The following is a 15288-nucleotide window of genomic DNA, read 5'->3' as shown; positions in this document are numbered from 1 at the left end:
ACTGTGCGTCAAAGTTATAGGGTCAAGCCTCACGAGCAATTAGTACTGGTTAGCTTAACGCATTACTGCGCTTCCACACCCAGCCTATCAACGTCCTGGTCTCGAACGACTCTTCAGGGGGCTCAAGGCCCCGGCAAGACTCATCTTGAGACGAGTTTCCCGCTTAGATGCTTTCAGCGGTTATCTCTTCCGCACTTAGCTACTCGGCAATGCCATTGGCATGACAACCGATACACCAGCGGTGCGTCCACTCCGGTCCTCTCGTACTAGGAGCAGGCTCTCTCAATCTTGCAGCGCCCACGGAAGATAGGGACCAAACTGTCTCACGACGTTTTAAACCCAGCTCACGTACCTCTTTAAATGGCGAACAGCCATACCCTTGGGACCGGCTACAGCCCCAGGATGAGATGAGCCGACATCGAGGTGCCAAACACCGCCGTCGATATGAACTCTTGGGCGGTATCAGCCTGTTATCCCCAGAGTACCTTTTATCCGTTGAGCGATGGCCCTTCCATACAGAACCACCGGATCACTTTGTCCTACTTTCGTACCTGCTCGACTTGTCAGTCTCGCAGTCAAGCACGCTTATGCCAATGCACTATCAACACGATTTCCGACCGTATTTAGCGTACCTTCGAACTCCTCCGTTACACTTTGGGAGGAGACCGCCCCAGTCAAACTGCCCACCATACACTGTCCCCATCCCGGATAACGGGACAAGGTTAGAACCTCAAACACACCAGGGTGGTATTTCAACGTTGGCTCCATAGAAACTAGCGTCCCTACTTCAAAGCCTCCCACCTATCCTACACAGATCTGTTCAAAGTCCAATGTAAAGCTACAGTAAAGGTTCATGGGGTCTTTCCGTCTTTCCGCGGGGAGATTGCATCATCACAAACATTTCAACTTCGCTGAGTCTCTGGAGGAGACAGTGTGGCCATCGTTACGCCATTCGTGCAGGTCGGAACTTACCCGACAAGGAATTTCGCTACCTTAGGACCGTTATAGTTACGGCCGCCGTTTACTGGGACTTCGATCAAGAGCTTGCACCCCATCAATTAATCTTCCAGCACCGGGCAGGCGTCACACCCTATACGTCGACTTTCGTCTTTGCAGAGTGCTGTGTTTTTAATAAACAGTCGCAGCCACCGATTCTCTGCGGCCTCATTGGGCTCCCCAAGTAAATGGTTCACCTACTAAAGGCACACCTTCTTCCGAAGTTACGGTGTCAATTTGCCGAGTTCCTTCTCCAGAGTTCTCTCAAGCGCCTGAGAATACTCATCACGCGCACCAGTGTCGGTTTGCGGTACGGTCGTCTATAGCTGAAGCTTAGTGGCTTTTCCTGGAAGCAGGGTATCACTCACTTCGTCTGCAAGCAGACTCGTTATCACCTCTCATCTAATCCCGGCGGATTTGCCTACCGGGCATGACTACGGGCTTGAACCAACATATCCAACAGTTGGCTGAGCTAACCTTCTCCGTCCCCACATCGCACTATAGATCGGTACAGGAATATTGACCTGTTTCCCATCAGCTACGCATCTCTGCCTCGCCTTAGGGGCCGACTCACCCTACGCCGATGAACGTTGCGTAGGAAACCTTGCGCTTACGGCGAGGGGGCTTTTCACCCCCTTTAACGCTACTCATGTCAGCATTCGCACTTCTGATACCTCCAGCAGACCTCACGATCCACCTTCGCAGGCTTACAGAACGCTCTCCTACCACGCATATTGCTATGCATCCGCAGCTTCGGTAACTGGCTTAGCCCCGTTACATCTTCCGCGCAGGACGACTCGATCAGTGAGCTATTACGCTTTCTTTAAATGGTGGCTGCTTCTAAGCCAACATCCTGACTGTTTTAGCCTTCCCACTTCGTTTCCCACTTAGCCAATTTTGGGGACCTTAGCTGGCGGTCTGGGTTGTTTCCCTCTTGAGTCCGGACGTTAGCACCCGGTGCTCTGTCTCCCAAGCTGTACTCATCGGTATTCGGAGTTTGCAATGGTTTGGTAAGTCGCCATGACCCCCTAGCCATAACAGTGCTCTACCCCCGATGGTAATACTTGAGGCACTACCTAAATAGTTTTCGGAGAGAACCAGCTATCTCCAGGTTTGTTTAGCCTTTCACCCCTATCCACAGCTCATCCGCTAGTTTTGCAACACTAGTCGGTTCGGACCTCCAGTGCGTGTTACCGCACCTTCATCCTGGCCATGGATAGATCACCTGGTTTCGGGTCTACACCCAGCGACTAGACGCCCTATTCGGACTCGGTTTCCCTTCGCCTTCCCTATTCGGTTAAGCTTGCCACTGAATGTAAGTCGCTGACCCATTATACAAAAGGTACGCAGTCACCCTTTCGGGCTCCTACTTTTTGTATGCATGCGGTTTCAGGATCTATTTCACTCCCCTCCCGGGGTTCTTTTCGCCTTTCCCTCACGGTACTAGTTCACTATCGGTCGATTACGAGTATTTAGCCTTGGAGGATGGTCCCCCCATATTCAGACAGGATTTCACGTGTCCCGCCCTACTTGTCGTGCACTTAGTTCCACAAAACTCTTTTTCCATACGGGGCTATCACCCGCTGTGGCCGGACTTTCCAGACCGTTCTGATAAGAGTAATGCTAAAGAGCACAGGCTGTTCCGATTTCGCTCGCCACTACTTTCGGAATCTCGGTTGATGTCTTTTCCTCGAGCTACTGAGATGTTTCAGTTCACCCGGTTCGCCTCGCAACCCTATGTATTCAGATTGCGATACCCCTAAGGGTGGGTTTCCCCATTCGGAAATCTCCGGATCAAAGCTAATTTGCCAGCTCCCCGAAGCTTATCGCAGGCTATCACGTCCTTCGTCGCCTGTAATCGCCAAGGCATCCACCACATGCACTTAGTCACTTGACCCTATAACTTTGACGCCCAATGCTTAAGGCGTCGTCAAGGACTGTGTCAATCCCGGTGACTACCGGAATCAACATTGAGTATTTCGCGTTATGCCGTCTTCTAACTCTGTATTTAGAGTTGAAGTATCTGGTGACGCAATCATTAGTTGCCGACGGCACGGTGTCTCTCGGGCCTTTACCCCCGATCAACTTTCCGTCGACAACAGATTCGACTCTATAAATTTTTAAAGAACTAAGCCTTCTTGTCGAAGGCAAACCAAAAAACCACCTGACTCATCAAGTGGATGCTTTGGTTTGCTCTCGCAAGCTCTACAGTGAAGTGGTGGAGGATGACGGGATCGAACCGACGACCCCCTGCTTGCAAAGCAGGTGCTCTCCCAGCTGAGCTAATCCCCCAAGATTCCCAATTTGGTGGTGGGTCTGGTTGGATTCGAACCAACGACCCCCGCCTTATCAAGACGGTGCTCTAACCGACTGAGCTACAGACCCACGCATCTCGGACGCGTGTCGGGCCCGTCTTCGCGTCCGCTCAGGCTCGTGCCATCTTGACGCTCACCAGGCTACACGCTTTCACTGTTGCTTGTTTCACAGCCGATAAGTGTGGGCGCTTCAGATTTGAAGTGCTTTTTTCCAGAAAGGAGGTGATCCAGCCGCACCTTCCGATACGGCTACCTTGTTACGACTTCACCCCAGTCACGAACCCTGCCGTGGTAATCGCCCCCCTTGCGGTTAGGCTAACTACTTCTGGCAGAACCCGCTCCCATGGTGTGACGGGCGGTGTGTACAAGACCCGGGAACGTATTCACCGCGACATTCTGATCCGCGATTACTAGCGATTCCGACTTCACGCAGTCGAGTTGCAGACTGCGATCCGGACTACGACCGGTTTTCTGGGATTGGCTCCCCCTCGCGGGTTGGCAGCCCTCTGTACCGGCCATTGTATGACGTGTGTAGCCCTACCCATAAGGGCCATGAGGACCTGACGTCATCCCCACCTTCCTCCGGTTTGTCACCGGCAGTCTCATTAGAGTGCCCTTTCGTAGCAACTAATGACAAGGGTTGCGCTCGTTGCGGGACTTAACCCAACATCTCACGACACGAGCTGACGACGGCCATGCAGCACCTGTGTGCAGGTTCTCTTTCGAGCACTCCCATATCTCTACAGGATTCCTGCCATGTCAAGGGTAGGTAAGGTTTTTCGCGTTGCATCGAATTAAACCACATCATCCACCGCTTGTGCGGGTCCCCGTCAATTCCTTTGAGTTTCAACCTTGCGGCCGTACTCCCCAGGCGGTCAACTTCACGCGTTAGCTACGTTACTGAGAAGGAACCTTCCCAACAACCAGTTGACATCGTTTAGGGCGTGGACTACCAGGGTATCTAATCCTGTTTGCTCCCCACGCTTTCGTGCATGAGCGTCAGTGCAGGCCCAGGGGATTGCCTTCGCCATCGGTGTTCCTCCGCATATCTACGCATTTCACTGCTACACGCGGAATTCCATCCCCCTCTGCCGCACTCAAGCTATGCAGTCACAAAGGCAGTTCCCAGGTTGAGCCCGGGGATTTCACCTCTGTCTTACATAACCGCCTGCGCACGCTTTACGCCCAGTAATTCCGATTAACGCTTGCACCCTACGTATTACCGCGGCTGCTGGCACGTAGTTAGCCGGTGCTTATTCTTCAGGTACCGTCATCCCCCCGAGGTATTAGCTCAAAGGATTTCTTCCCTGACAAAAGCGGTTTACAACCCGAAGGCCTTCTTCCCGCACGCGGCATGGCTGGATCAGACTTTCGTCCATTGTCCAAAATTCCCCACTGCTGCCTCCCGTAGGAGTCTGGGCCGTGTCTCAGTCCCAGTGTGGCTGGTCGTCCTCTCAGACCAGCTACAGATCGTCGCCTTGGTGAGCTTTTACCCCACCAACTAGCTAATCTGACATCGGCCGCTCCAATAGCGAGAGGTCTTGCGATCCCCCCCTTTCACCCTTAGGTCGTATGCGGTATTAATCCGGCTTTCGCCGGGCTATCCCCCACTACTGGGCACGTTCCGATGCTTTACTCACCCGTTCGCCACTCGTCGCCAGGTTGCCCCGCGTTACCGTTCGACTTGCATGTGTAAGGCATGCCGCCAGCGTTCAATCTGAGCCAGGATCAAACTCTTCAGTTCGATCTTGAATTTCGCTCAAAGAATTGAAGTGAACTTCACTTCCATGAGCATTAAGGTCTTGCGACCATGTGTCCTAAGACACTTGGCACTCGCCTCTTAACGCCCACGCTTATCGGCTGTTAGTTTTTAAAGAGCTTGATCTTGCGATCTATCCAGCTTATCGCTGAAGGATGGGATCATAGCACAGATCTCATGCTTCAGAGATAAAAACGCCCGGCAAAACCGGGCGTTTCTCTCGGATATTAGCCTGACGATGTCCTACTTTCACACGGGAATCCGCACTATCATCGGCGCTGAGTCGTTTCACTGTCCTGTTCGGGATGGGAAGGAGTGGGACCAACTCGCTATGGTCATCAGGCTTAAACCTTGAATTTCGCTCAAAGAATTGAAGTGAACTTCACTTCCATGAGCATTAAGGTCTTGCGACCATGTGTCCTAAGACACTTGGCACTCGCCTCTTAACGCCCACGCTTATCGGCTGTTAGTTTTTAAAGAACATCGACTTTCGTCGTTGCTGCTGTTGATTTGTTGTCATCAGCAAAGAGGAGCGATTATGACTTGTTTTAAAAACCCTGTCAAGCACTAGGCTTTTATCGCTTGCGGCTTGAAGTGATGATCACTTGTTCGCCGACCTCTACTTCACTGGTATCTACCGCTTTGCTTGCCGCAAAGCCGTGTCATCAGCGAAGCCCTCGACTATAGCACTGAATTCTTGTTGAACGCAAGTGCCCTCTTGTTTTTCTCTTTTGTTGGCCCTTAGCGCTGCCCTGCGGCACTTCGCCAGGCCACTTGCGGGTCATCTGCCGCGATGGCATTACTGAGCAAGGCGGCGAAATGCTTGGTGTCTGCTCGCAGGACGCGCTGCTTGATGGCGCTGATTTGAGCAGGGTGCATCGAGAAACTCCTCAGCCCCATCGCCAGCAGGACCTCAGTGAAGGCCGGATCCCCAGCCATCTCACCGCAGACACTGACGCTCTTGCCCGCCGCAGTGGCCTCTGTGATGGTGTGCTCAATGAGACGCAGGACCGCTGGGTGCCACGGATCATAAAGATGAGCAACCGCTTCATCAGCACGATCGATGGCCAAGGTGTATTGGATGAGATCGTTGGTACCAATCGAGAAGAAGTCAAAGTGCGGCAACAGGGAGCGGATCATCAGCGCCGCAGCCGGAATCTCAATCATGGCGCCCAGCTCCACATCGCTGAAGGCTTGCCCGCGCTGCTGAAGTTGCTGTTTCGCCGCTTCCAGTCCAGCACGGATCTGAGCCACCTCGGAGAGATGCGCCACCATGGGGATCAGCACCCGAACCTTGCCGAATGCGCTGGCACGCAGCAGTGCGCGCAACTGCTGCGCAAACATATCGGGCTCCGCCAAGCTCCAGCGAATGGCCCGCAAGCCCAGCGCTGGGTTCAGTGTGTGCTCGTGGCGGAGCTCATGGTTAGACATCCTGTCCAGCGGCTTGTCCGCACCAATATCCACGGTGCGGATCGTGACCGGCAAGCCCTTGAGAGCCTCGACCGCCGCTTTGTAGGAGAGGAACTGCTCCTCCTCGCCCGGGAGATTCCCTTGGCGATTCATGAACAAGAACTCGCTGCGGAACAAACCCACCCCCACAGCGCCCGCCTCCAGGGCAGCAGCCGCATCTGCGGGCAGTTCAATATTGGCCAACAGCTCGACCCGCTCTCCATCCAGGGTGACCGCCGGGGTGTTGCGCAGCCGGTGCAGGCGCGCCCGCTCCAGATCGATCTGGCGCTGCCGAAATCGATACTCCTCCAACACGATGGCCGAAGGGTTGACGATCATGACCCCAGCGTCGCCATCAATGATGACCCAATCATCTTGGCGAACGATGCGGCTGGCCTCGCGAGCGCCGACCACGGCCGGGATGTCCATGCTGCGGGCCACGATGGCGGTGTGCGAGGTTCGACCGCCGACGTCCGTGACGAACCCCGTGAACACGCTGCGCTTGAATTGCAGCATGTCGGCCGGTGCGATGTCATTGGCCACCAAGATCAGCTGATCATCTCCGCCGAAGTCACGGGGCGCAATCGGTGCCGTTGGCTCCTCACCGCGCGTGCGTCGGCTGGTGCGCATCAGCGCTCTGAGCACGCGCTCGACCACCTGCTCCAGGTCCGCCTTGCGCTCACGCAGATAGTCGTCCTCCATATCGTCAAACTGACGTGCGAGAACTTCCAATTGGGCCGACATCGCCCACTCAGCGTTGTAATGCCGCTCCAGAATCCACTGCTTGGTTGCATCCGCCAGCATCTCGTCATGCAGCAGCATGAGATGCACATCCAACAGGGCCACCAACTCCGCATGGGCGTCTTCGGGCACTTCTTGCTTCAGCGCCACCAGCTCTTCAGCGACCTCGTCACGCGCACGGCGCAAGCGCGCGATCTCCTCGGGCACCTGTGCAGGCTCAATGAAATAGTGGGCAACATCCACGCGGCTGGACGCGACCAGTACCGCGCGACCAATGGCAACCCCGCGGGACACCGGCAGGCCAAACACTTGAATGCTCATGGTCTCAATGTATCAGTTGCCATGAGGGGGCAGGCCCGCCGAAGATGCCTGCGAGGCTTACTGCCCTTCGCCGAACTTGTCGTTCACCAGTGCCGTGATGGCGTCCTGGGCTTGTTGCTCATCAACCCCCTCTGTTTCCAGTTCAACCTCAGTGCCCAATCCGGCAGCCAGCATCATCACTCCCATGATGCTCTTCGCGTTGACACGGCGGCCATTGCGCGTCATGAACACCTCGGACTGAAAACTCCCAGCCAGCTTGGTCAACTTGGCCGAGGCACGGGCATGCAAGCCCAGCTTATTGCTGATGGTCAGGGTGCTCTTGATCATGACGTGGTGGTCTCTGAGTTTGAATTTGAGGCGCTTGCGGCGCCAGTTGGAGAACCCCTTGAGCCCCCCCGGCAACCGCTCTGGCCACGAGCGCATCTAAAGGCTCCTGAGCGTAACTCAGCGTCCGCCACAGCATCGCCACATTCACGCCGGCCACAACCCGAACACTGCGTCCATCCGCCAGCCGCTGGGCCACATTGCAGGGGGTGGCTCCGAATACATCCGTCAAGATCAGGACATCGCCAGGGGCGGACTGCGCGATCAGCGCCTGAGCAGCCGCCTCAGCCGCCTCACCGTCCCACTCCGGGCGCACGTCCAAGACCAAGACCTCTCGAGCCGCTTCTGGCCAGACATGAGCCGCCACGTCGCGCAGCGCACTGGCCAGTGGGGCATGGGCCATGATCAAGAGTGTAGTCATGGGTGAAGTATCTGCTAGCTTCTCAGCTCGTGCAGCTAAATGGTTTCCTCAAGGCACTGAGAAGACAAATCCTTCAAAGAACTGCTTGGCCACCTCCGCCTGCACGCTCGGACCGCTGACATTCACCTGAACAATCACCGTACCGCGAGACGCCAGACCCGTTTCAGCCTGGACAGCCCTGCCCGAGGGCATCGCCCCGTCAAAGCGCCACCGCCCGCCGTCAGGCTGAGGCGTCATCCCCTTCACGGCCCAGTCTTGGCGCGCACCCGCCCGGGCCTGGGCGCCCACATTACCCGCGTAAGCAATAAGCAGGTTTTTCATCACCACGGGGACGCGGGCAGGGTCTTGTACATCGACCTCCGTCATCGCAAAGGTGTGCTCCCCCGCCTCGCACACTCTGAGTGCCATAGGCAGCGATGTGCCATCGAGGCCCTCAAGCTTGACTTGGCGAACATGCAAATCCGGCTTGCAAGGAAAACTTGCCACCACCCCCGACTGGTCGCCTCGAATCTCCCGCCAATTCATCGCAGGCGCGCAGCCGCTCAACGCGCCCGCGCACATCACCCCCACGAGAGCAAGCCCATGAAGACCACGATAAAAACGAGGTGGATCTAGCGGCGCACATCCGATCATGGCTGGATTATCCCCACTTTGATGGGCCTACCTCCCCGATGCAGAGGATGTGCAACTGGGGCCTCATCCACCATGATTCCCCGGGCAATTTCTCACGGCTTCGTCGCAAGCAACACGAACAAGGCCCCACAAATGTAGCCAATCGTGTCAATATCCAAATGCCCGAGACCGGGTTAACCCGAAGTCTAGGTTCATCATGAATGCCATCCTCCCGCCTCCGTTAGACACACCGCACACTGCCTCGCCGCTGATCCAATCGTCCAGCGACGAACACTGGCGCGAGCTGATTGGGCAGGTGGGCAGTGACATCGCTCAATCGCTGTCCAGTGCCCTAGAGCGGGTCACCGTGCTGGCCACCACTGGCAAGATCGACCGTGCCGGCTTGCGCGCCCTGCGCGAAGAAATCGAACAAGCACGGCGGGTGGGCATGATTGGCCAACAATTGGCGCGATTCGCTTCAGGGCGCATCCGACAAAGCCCCGAGCAGATCACGATCACCCAGGTGGTTCGAGATGTCTTGGTGCAACGCGGCCGAGAAGCCACCGCGCGTGGCATTGAAGTGCGCCAAGCCCTGCGGCCCGCGGAAGTCATTGTGGACCCCACCCTGCTCCACACCTTGGTTCAATCTGTCATGGATTGGGCGCTGGAGCATGCCCGCGAGCAGATCGAATTCCGCATCGACCTCAAGCCCTGGCCGGCGCACGCTCGCCTGTTCTGCCAGTTCTTGCTGAAGGCCAGTGGCGAGGCCCCCGCCGATGTGGTCGCCCGGCACGACGCGACGCCGGGCCTGGACTCCATGACCTGGCGCTTGGTCCAGCAGATTTGCTGGACGCTGGGCTTGGTGATTGACCGCGTCGACACCTCGGAAACCAGCTCCGTCTTGATCGAGTTTCCCCGCACGGTGCAAGACAAGATTGAGGGCGTCAGCGTTGCCGATGTGGAGCCCGACTTTGGCGTGTCCGAGAACTCCAAGCCCTTGGCCGGCAGCCAAGTGCTCGTGCTGGCTGCCCGGCGAGAACTGCGCACCGAGGTGCGCGATGCGATCCGGCACATGGGCTTGGTGCTTGACTTTGTCAGCTCGGTCGACGAAGCCGAAGAGTACTGCCGAGACACTCTGCCGCACGCCATCATTTACGAGTCGGCCTCAGCGGGTCAGCGCTTCGAGCGCCTGCGCAGCGGCTTGTCGCACGACTTCCCCAACTTCGTGTTCATCGAGATCGCTGAAGAGGGCAGCCGCTTCGCCCTGAGCGGTGAAAACGGCCGTCGCCATGCCGTCATTGGCCGCGACACCGTGCTGCAGTCCCTGCCCTCTGCGCTGATTTACGAGTTGTCGCGCAATATGTGACGCCTCAGCGCAGGGCGCAGGTCGCCCGGCTCTGCGGGCTGCACCGTGGCGACTCAGCCGCCAAACACCTTGCGCAAGATGTCGCTGCCGGTCCCCACCGGGTCGCGGCGAATCTTCTTCTCTTCCTCGCCGATCATGAAGTAGAGCCCATCCAGGGACTTGCGCGTCACATAGGCCTGGATATTGGTGTCTTCCTTCTTCACCAGCCCCAGGCCCGAGGCCTTGCCGGCCACGGCGTTGTACTTGTCAGCCAGCGCCACTTGCTCGGTGGCTTTGGTCACGATGGGCAAGAAGCGCTCCGTCAAGGCAGCGCGGGTTCGGTCGGTGAAGAACTGCGTCACCGAGGTCTCGCCGCCTTGCACAATGCGCGCCGCGTCTTGGACCGACATGCTCTTGGCCGCATTGACCAGCAATTCCTTGGCCTGCGGCACGGCCGCTTCGGCAGCCCGGTTCATCGCGGTCACCAGTTCATCCACGCGCTTTTGCTGGCCGGTGAACTTCAGCACCTTGGCGGCCTCATTCAAAAAACCCGGCAAGGGGATGCGCACCTGAGGGTTGCCCAGGAAACCATCGGTTTGCCCCAGCAATCCCACCGCCGCGACGGCACCGCGCTCCAAGGCTGCCTTCACGCCTGCAGAGGCATCCGCGTTGCTCAATTGAAAGGCCTGTGCTTGGGGGGTGGAAAGTCCCACGCCCAGCGCTGCCAAAGTGCCTGCCGTAAACTGCCGTCGCTTCATAGGGAGTCCTCCATGGATCGTCGTCGTCATCTTGCCTCCTGCGCCGGCCTGCTGGCAACCGCCTGCACGGGCGGCATGATCCTGTCGGGCTGCTCCTCGCGTGAATCCGCGCCGGATGTCGCAATCACGTTGCTGGACGGCAGCAGCCACGCCGTGACGGCCCAGAAAGGCAAAGTGACCCTGGTGAACTTCTGGGCCACCAGTTGCACCTCATGCGTCAAAGAAATGCCCGAACTGGTCAGCACCTTTGAAAAGTACAAAGGCCAGGGCTATCAGACTTACGCGGTGGCCATGAGTTACGACACCCCCGCCTTCGTCAGCAACTTCGCCCAAACCCGGCAGTTGCCCTTTCATGTGGCCATGGACAGCAGCGGCGCGGTCGCTAAAGCCTTTGGCGATGTGCGCCTGACGCCCACCAGCATCCTGATCGACAAGCAAGGCCGCATCGTCAAGCGCTATGTGGGCCCACCGGACTTCGCAGCCCTGCACAAGCAGATCGAAGAGTTGCTGGCGGCCTAAGCCGCCCGCCCCGCCTTATCAGGCCACGCCAGCGTGGGCGGCCTGTTGGTCAGCGTGGTAGCTTGATCGCACCATCGCCCCCACGGCCGCATGGCTGAAGCCCATCTCGACGGCCTTGGCTTCGAACATCTTGAAGGTGTCGGGGTGCACATAGCGGCGCACCGGCAGGTGGTGGCCTGAGGGGGCCAAATACTGACCAATGGTCAGCATGTCGATGTTGTGGGCCCGCATGTCGGCCATCACGGCCAAGATTTCTTCATCGGTTTCGCCCAAGCCCACCATCAAGCCGCTCTTGGTCGGAACGTCGGGCACTTCTTCTTTGAAGCGCTTCAACAGCGTCAAGCTGAACTGATAGTCCGAACCCGGCCGAGCTTCTTTGTAGAGGCGCGGCACGGTCTCAAGGTTGTGGTTCATCACATCGGGCGGCGCTGCCTTGAGAATGGCCAGCGCTTTGTCCAAGCGGCCGCGGAAGTCCGGCACCAGCACTTCAATGCGCGTCTCGGGAGACTGCTCACGCACCGCGCGAATGCACTGTGCGTAGTGGTCAGCGCCACCGTCGCGAAGGTCGTCGCGGTCCACACTGGTGATGACCACGTACTTCAGCTTGAGCGCCGCAATGGTCTTGGCCAAATTGGCGGGCTCATCCACATCCAGCGGGTCGGGGCGGCCGTGGCCCACATCGCAAAAGGGGCAGCGGCGGGTGCACTTGTCGCCCATGATCATGAAGGTCGCCGTGCCCTTGCCAAAGCACTCGCCAATGTTCGGGCACGATGCTTCTTCACACACGGTGTGCAGCTTGTGCTCGCGCAAGATGTTCTTGATCTCGTAGAAGCGCGTGGTGGGCGAACCCGCTTTGACGCGAATCCAGTCCGGCTTCTTCAGCGTCTCAGCCGGCACGATCTTGATGGGAATGCGCGCGGTCTTGGCCTGGGCCTTCTGCTTGGCAGTGGCGTCGTAATCGGCGCCAGTCTTGGCTTGGTGGGTGACGTTCTCGGTGGCCATGAACAAGGCTCTCTTAAAAGGCGACGGGCACAGGGTTTGACGAGTGGCCCAGATGATGACCCAGCCGCTCAGCCAGCACATTGGCCACGGCCGCCGGCTCAGCGCGGACGCCCAGTGTAGCGAGGTCCACTGTTCTGAGCCCCGCATAGCCACATGGGTTGATGCGCACAAAGGGCTCCAAGTCCATGGCGACATTCAGGGACAGGCCATGGTAGGTGCAGTGATTGCTGACCTTGATCCCCAGGGCGGCGATCTTGCCCAGGCCTTCAAAAACGTCTTGCCTGGGCCCGGCGGGCAAGCCGAGGTTGAACGGATCCGCCAGGTTCACATACACCCCCGGCGCCCCCGGCACCCGAAAGCCCACGACGCCAAAAGCCTCCAGTGTCTGGATCAGCGCCGCCTCCAGGCGAAAGACATATTCCTTGACGTAGATGCCGAGCCGACGCAGGTCCACCAGCGGGTAAGCCACCACTTGGCCTGGGCCATGAAAGGTCACCTGGCCACCGCGGTTGCTCTGCACCACCGGGATGTCACCGGCCAGCAGCACATGCTCGGCCTTGCCTGCCAGGCCTTGGGTGAACACGGGCGGGTGCTCGACCAGCCACAACTCATCGGGCGTGTCGGCGGTGCGGGCTTCGGTGAACGCGCGCATGCGCTCGAAGACCTCGGCGTAAGCTTGCAGCCCCACATCGCGACGAATCCAAGGCACGGGATGCGCGCCTGCTTGAACCAGCGTACTCATCCCGCCATTGTCCTTGACCCGCGAAAGCCCTGAAGAAAGCCCACCATGCCCCCTGCCTCCCTGCTGACCAACCTGCTGCGAAGGCCAGCCGCGGCGGCGGCCTTGACGCTGTGCAGCTTGACCGCCCTGCCCGCGCAAGCCGTCTCGACCTGCTTGGCCACTTCAGCGCCTGACTCGCCCACCGCCCATGACCGTGCGTTCGCGGCCGCCTTGGTCGACTATGTGCAAGGCCGCTGGCCACAAGCCCAGCAGAAGTTCGAAGCCTTGGCCCGCAAAGGGCATGCCGCAGCGCACTACAACTTGGCCGTCATGCATGCCCGCGCTGAGGCCCGCGCCGCCTCCGCAAAAGCGGCACAGCAAGGCTTTGAGCGCGCGGCCGCATGTGGCTTTGTCACCGCCATGTTCGCCTTGGGCGAGTGGTTCGACAGCCCGCAGCGCGGCGGCCAGCGCCAGCGCGCCTTGCAGTGGTACCTGAAGGCCGCCGAAGCCGGCAGCGTGGACGGCCAGATGGCGGCGGCTACCGCCTACCTGATGGGCCGAGGTACCGCCGCAGACAGCACGCAGGCGGCCCACTGGTACCGCAAAGCGGCGACCGCCGGTGACGTGGGCGGGCAGTACATCCTGGCCTCGCTCTATGAGCGCGGAGACGGTGTGTCGCAGGACCTGCGACTGGCGCGTTATTGGTACGAACAAGCCGCCCGGCAAGGTGACGAAGCCGCCCCTGCCAAGCTGGCCGAGTTGGCAGCGCAGGAAGCGCCTACAGCACCACCTTCACCATCGGGTGGGAGCTGAGCGTTCGGTACATCTCATCAAGCTGCTCACGACTGGTGGCGGTGATGGTCAAGGTCACGCCCAGGTAGTTGCCGGCCTTGCTGGGACGCTGCTCCACCGTGGCAGGGTCAAAGTTGGGGTCGAACTGTTGGGCGACATGGATCATCGCCTCGACAAAGCCTGGCACATGCTGGCCCATCACCTTGATGGGGAATGAGGACGGGTACTCAATGAGCGACTGCTCGGGAGGGATGTCTGGCATATCAAATCGATTGTTCGCGTTTGGCCTGCTGGTAGGCCTCATAAAGCCGGGCATAGACGGGGCCGGGCTTCCCCCGCAAGGCGCCATGGCCCACGGCCTCGCCGTCCAGCCGGGTGACGGCCAAGACCTCTTTGCCCGTGGACGACAGCAGGATCTCGTCGGCCGTGCGCAAGTCTGACTCACTCAGCGGCCGCAAGTTGAAGGGCAGGTTCAGCCCTTCACACAGCTCGCGCAGCAAACCCACACGAATGCCTTCGAGCACATGCTCGTCCATCACGGGGCCGAGCAGCGCGCCCTCATGGACCAACCACACATTGCACGAGGAGCCTTCGGTCAACCAAGGCCCACCGGCTGCGCCATCGCGCAGCAGAATCGTCTCCGCCGCGTCCGCATCGGCCGAAAGCTGGCGCGCCAGTACGTTGCCCAGCAAAGAGATGCTCTTGATGTCACCACGCTCCCAGCGGAAGTCGCGCGCGGTGATGCAGGCCACGCCCTGATGCCGCTGCTGGGCCGACACCGGCTTCATCGCATTGCTCATCATGAACACGGTAGGGATCAAGCCCGGTGGCATCACATGGTCGCGCGGGGCAACACCGCGGGTGACTTGCAAGTACACCACCTGATCGTCCGCTGGGTGCGCCGCCACCAGCCGACGCACCCGCGCCAGCCAAGCATCGCGATCCAGCGGGTTGGGGATGCGCAATTTGGCCAAGCTGCGACTGAGCCGGGCCATGTGCTCATCAAAGCGAAACAGCTTGCGGCCGTATACCGGCATGGCCTCGTAGACCCCATCGCCGAACAGAAAGCCCCGGTCCAGCACCGAAACCTTGGCTTGGCTCAGCGGTAGTAACTCGTCATTCAGGTCGCACAGGGTGTCAGGCAGAGCAGTCACAGGCGTCTCCAAAAGCAAAGGTAACGCTGAAGAAGTCCCTGCAGAGGCGAGCGCCTCGA

Annotated in this window: 12 protein-coding genes, 2 tRNA genes and 3 rRNA genes; 3 read left to right on the top strand and 14 right to left on the bottom strand. The window is 58.8% G+C overall.

Annotation, left to right across the window (positions count from 1 at the left end):
* Nucleotides 1–18: 18 nt before the first annotated feature.
* The 9 genes from KAK11_RS15035 to KAK11_RS14995 all read right to left on the bottom strand — a co-directional run bounded on the left by KAK11_RS15035 (nt 19) and on the right by KAK11_RS14995 (nt 8959).
* Nucleotides 19–2893 (bottom strand): 23S ribosomal RNA (locus tag KAK11_RS15035).
* A 319-nt stretch (nt 2894–3212) separates the two neighbouring features.
* Nucleotides 3213–3288, bottom strand: a tRNA-Ala gene (locus tag KAK11_RS15030).
* A gap of 16 nt (nt 3289–3304) precedes the next feature.
* Nucleotides 3305–3381 (bottom strand) — tRNA-Ile (locus KAK11_RS15025).
* Between the two features lie 145 nt (nt 3382–3526).
* Nucleotides 3527–5055 (bottom strand): 16S ribosomal RNA (locus tag KAK11_RS15020).
* 245 nt (nt 5056–5300) lie between these two features.
* Nucleotides 5301–5413: ribosomal RNA gene (gene rrf / locus KAK11_RS15015) — 5S ribosomal RNA — on the bottom strand.
* The 16S, 23S and 5S rRNA genes sit together here with 2 tRNA genes alongside, the layout of an rRNA operon.
* Nucleotides 5414–5811: 398 nt before the next feature.
* Nucleotides 5812–7581 carry a phosphoenolpyruvate--protein phosphotransferase gene (gene ptsP, locus KAK11_RS15010; protein WP_210810013.1) on the bottom strand — a complete coding sequence of 590 codons (1770 nt, stop codon included), beginning with the start codon at nt 7579–7581 and terminating at the stop codon, nt 5812–5814.
* A 57-nt stretch (nt 7582–7638) separates the two neighbouring features.
* On the bottom strand, nt 7639–7908 hold the full coding sequence (locus KAK11_RS15005; protein ID WP_210810012.1) for an HPr family phosphocarrier protein: 270 nt from the start codon (nt 7906–7908) through the stop codon (nt 7639–7641).
* Complete coding sequence (locus KAK11_RS15000) at nt 7877–8326, bottom strand: PTS sugar transporter subunit IIA (RefSeq protein ID WP_210810011.1); 450 nt, start codon at nt 8324–8326, stop codon at nt 7877–7879. Before KAK11_RS15000 ends, KAK11_RS15005 begins: the two co-directional genes overlap by 32 nt.
* 48 nt (nt 8327–8374) lie before the next feature.
* Nucleotides 8375–8959, bottom strand: coding sequence for a hypothetical protein (locus tag KAK11_RS14995; protein ID WP_210810009.1), 585 nt, complete (start codon nt 8957–8959; stop codon nt 8375–8377).
* Between the two features lie 196 nt (nt 8960–9155).
* Here KAK11_RS14995 and KAK11_RS14990 point away from each other — a divergent pair, with 196 nt between their 5' ends.
* Complete coding sequence (locus KAK11_RS14990; RefSeq protein WP_210810008.1) at nt 9156–10304, top strand: ATP-binding protein; 1149 nt, start codon at nt 9156–9158, stop codon at nt 10302–10304.
* A gap of 53 nt (nt 10305–10357) precedes the next feature.
* Here the strand turns inward: KAK11_RS14990 and KAK11_RS14985 are convergent, their stop codons facing one another.
* Nucleotides 10358–11041, bottom strand: coding sequence for a DUF4197 domain-containing protein (locus tag KAK11_RS14985; RefSeq protein WP_210810007.1), 684 nt, complete (start codon nt 11039–11041; stop codon nt 10358–10360).
* A gap of 12 nt (nt 11042–11053) precedes the next feature.
* On the opposite strand from KAK11_RS14985, the gene KAK11_RS14980 reads away from it, so the two are divergent.
* A complete protein-coding gene (locus KAK11_RS14980) occupies nt 11054–11560 on the top strand; it encodes a peroxiredoxin family protein (protein WP_210810006.1) in 507 nt (168 codons plus the stop codon).
* A gap of 18 nt (nt 11561–11578) precedes the next feature.
* Here KAK11_RS14980 and lipA read toward each other — a convergent pair whose 3' ends face one another.
* Entirely contained in the window at nt 11579–12562 is a 984-nt protein-coding gene (lipA, locus tag KAK11_RS14975; protein ID WP_210810005.1) for a lipoyl synthase, read from the bottom strand.
* A 13-nt stretch (nt 12563–12575) separates the two neighbouring features.
* The gene (gene lipB, locus KAK11_RS14970; protein ID WP_210810004.1) at nt 12576–13304 is read right to left on the bottom strand and encodes a lipoyl(octanoyl) transferase LipB; all 729 of its coding nucleotides are present in this window, start codon (nt 13302–13304) and stop codon (nt 12576–12578) included.
* Nucleotides 13305–13349: 45 nt separating this feature from the next.
* On the opposite strand from lipB, the gene KAK11_RS14965 reads away from it, so the two are divergent.
* Entirely contained in the window at nt 13350–14096 is a 747-nt protein-coding gene (locus KAK11_RS14965; protein ID WP_210810003.1) for a tetratricopeptide repeat protein, read from the top strand.
* Here KAK11_RS14965 and KAK11_RS14960 read toward each other — a convergent pair.
* A complete protein-coding gene (locus KAK11_RS14960; RefSeq protein WP_246498974.1) occupies nt 14062–14337 on the bottom strand; it encodes a YbeD family protein in 276 nt (91 codons plus the stop codon). The genes KAK11_RS14965 and KAK11_RS14960 overlap by 35 nt on opposite strands.
* A gap of 1 nt (nt 14338) precedes the next feature.
* On the bottom strand, nt 14339–15229 hold the full coding sequence (locus tag KAK11_RS14955; RefSeq protein ID WP_210810001.1) for a D-amino acid aminotransferase: 891 nt from the start codon (nt 15227–15229) through the stop codon (nt 14339–14341).
* Nucleotides 15230–15288 lie beyond the last annotated feature (59 nt).

It is taken from the genome of Ideonella paludis, assembly GCF_018069865.1.
GTDB classification, from domain to species: domain Bacteria; phylum Pseudomonadota; class Gammaproteobacteria; order Burkholderiales; family Burkholderiaceae_C; genus Ideonella; species Ideonella paludis.
This window is presented reverse-complemented; position numbering and strand designations above follow the sequence as displayed.

Coding starts and splice junctions, on each gene's coding strand:
- KAK11_RS14995 (WP_210810009.1), bottom strand. CDS start 8,959: ATGATCGGATGTGCGCCGCTAGATCCACCTCGTTTTTATCGTGGTCTT.
- lipB (WP_210810004.1), bottom strand. CDS start 13,304: ATGAGTACGCTGGTTCAAGCAGGCGCGCATCCCGTGCCTTGGATTCGT.
- lipA (WP_210810005.1), bottom strand. CDS start 12,562: ATGGCCACCGAGAACGTCACCCACCAAGCCAAGACTGGCGCCGATTAC.
- KAK11_RS14985 (WP_210810007.1), bottom strand. CDS start 11,041: ATGAAGCGACGGCAGTTTACGGCAGGCACTTTGGCAGCGCTGGGCGTG.
- KAK11_RS15000 (WP_210810011.1), bottom strand. CDS start 8,326: ATGACTACACTCTTGATCATGGCCCATGCCCCACTGGCCAGTGCGCTG.
- ptsP (WP_210810013.1), bottom strand. CDS start 7,581: ATGAGCATTCAAGTGTTTGGCCTGCCGGTGTCCCGCGGGGTTGCCATT.
- KAK11_RS14990 (WP_210810008.1), top strand. CDS start 9,156: ATGAATGCCATCCTCCCGCCTCCGTTAGACACACCGCACACTGCCTCG.
- KAK11_RS14960 (WP_246498974.1), bottom strand. CDS start 14,337: ATGCCAGACATCCCTCCCGAGCAGTCGCTCATTGAGTACCCGTCCTCA.
- KAK11_RS15005 (WP_210810012.1), bottom strand. CDS start 7,908: ATGATCAAGAGCACCCTGACCATCAGCAATAAGCTGGGCTTGCATGCC.
- KAK11_RS14965 (WP_210810003.1), top strand. CDS start 13,350: ATGCCCCCTGCCTCCCTGCTGACCAACCTGCTGCGAAGGCCAGCCGCG.
- KAK11_RS14980 (WP_210810006.1), top strand. CDS start 11,054: ATGGATCGTCGTCGTCATCTTGCCTCCTGCGCCGGCCTGCTGGCAACC.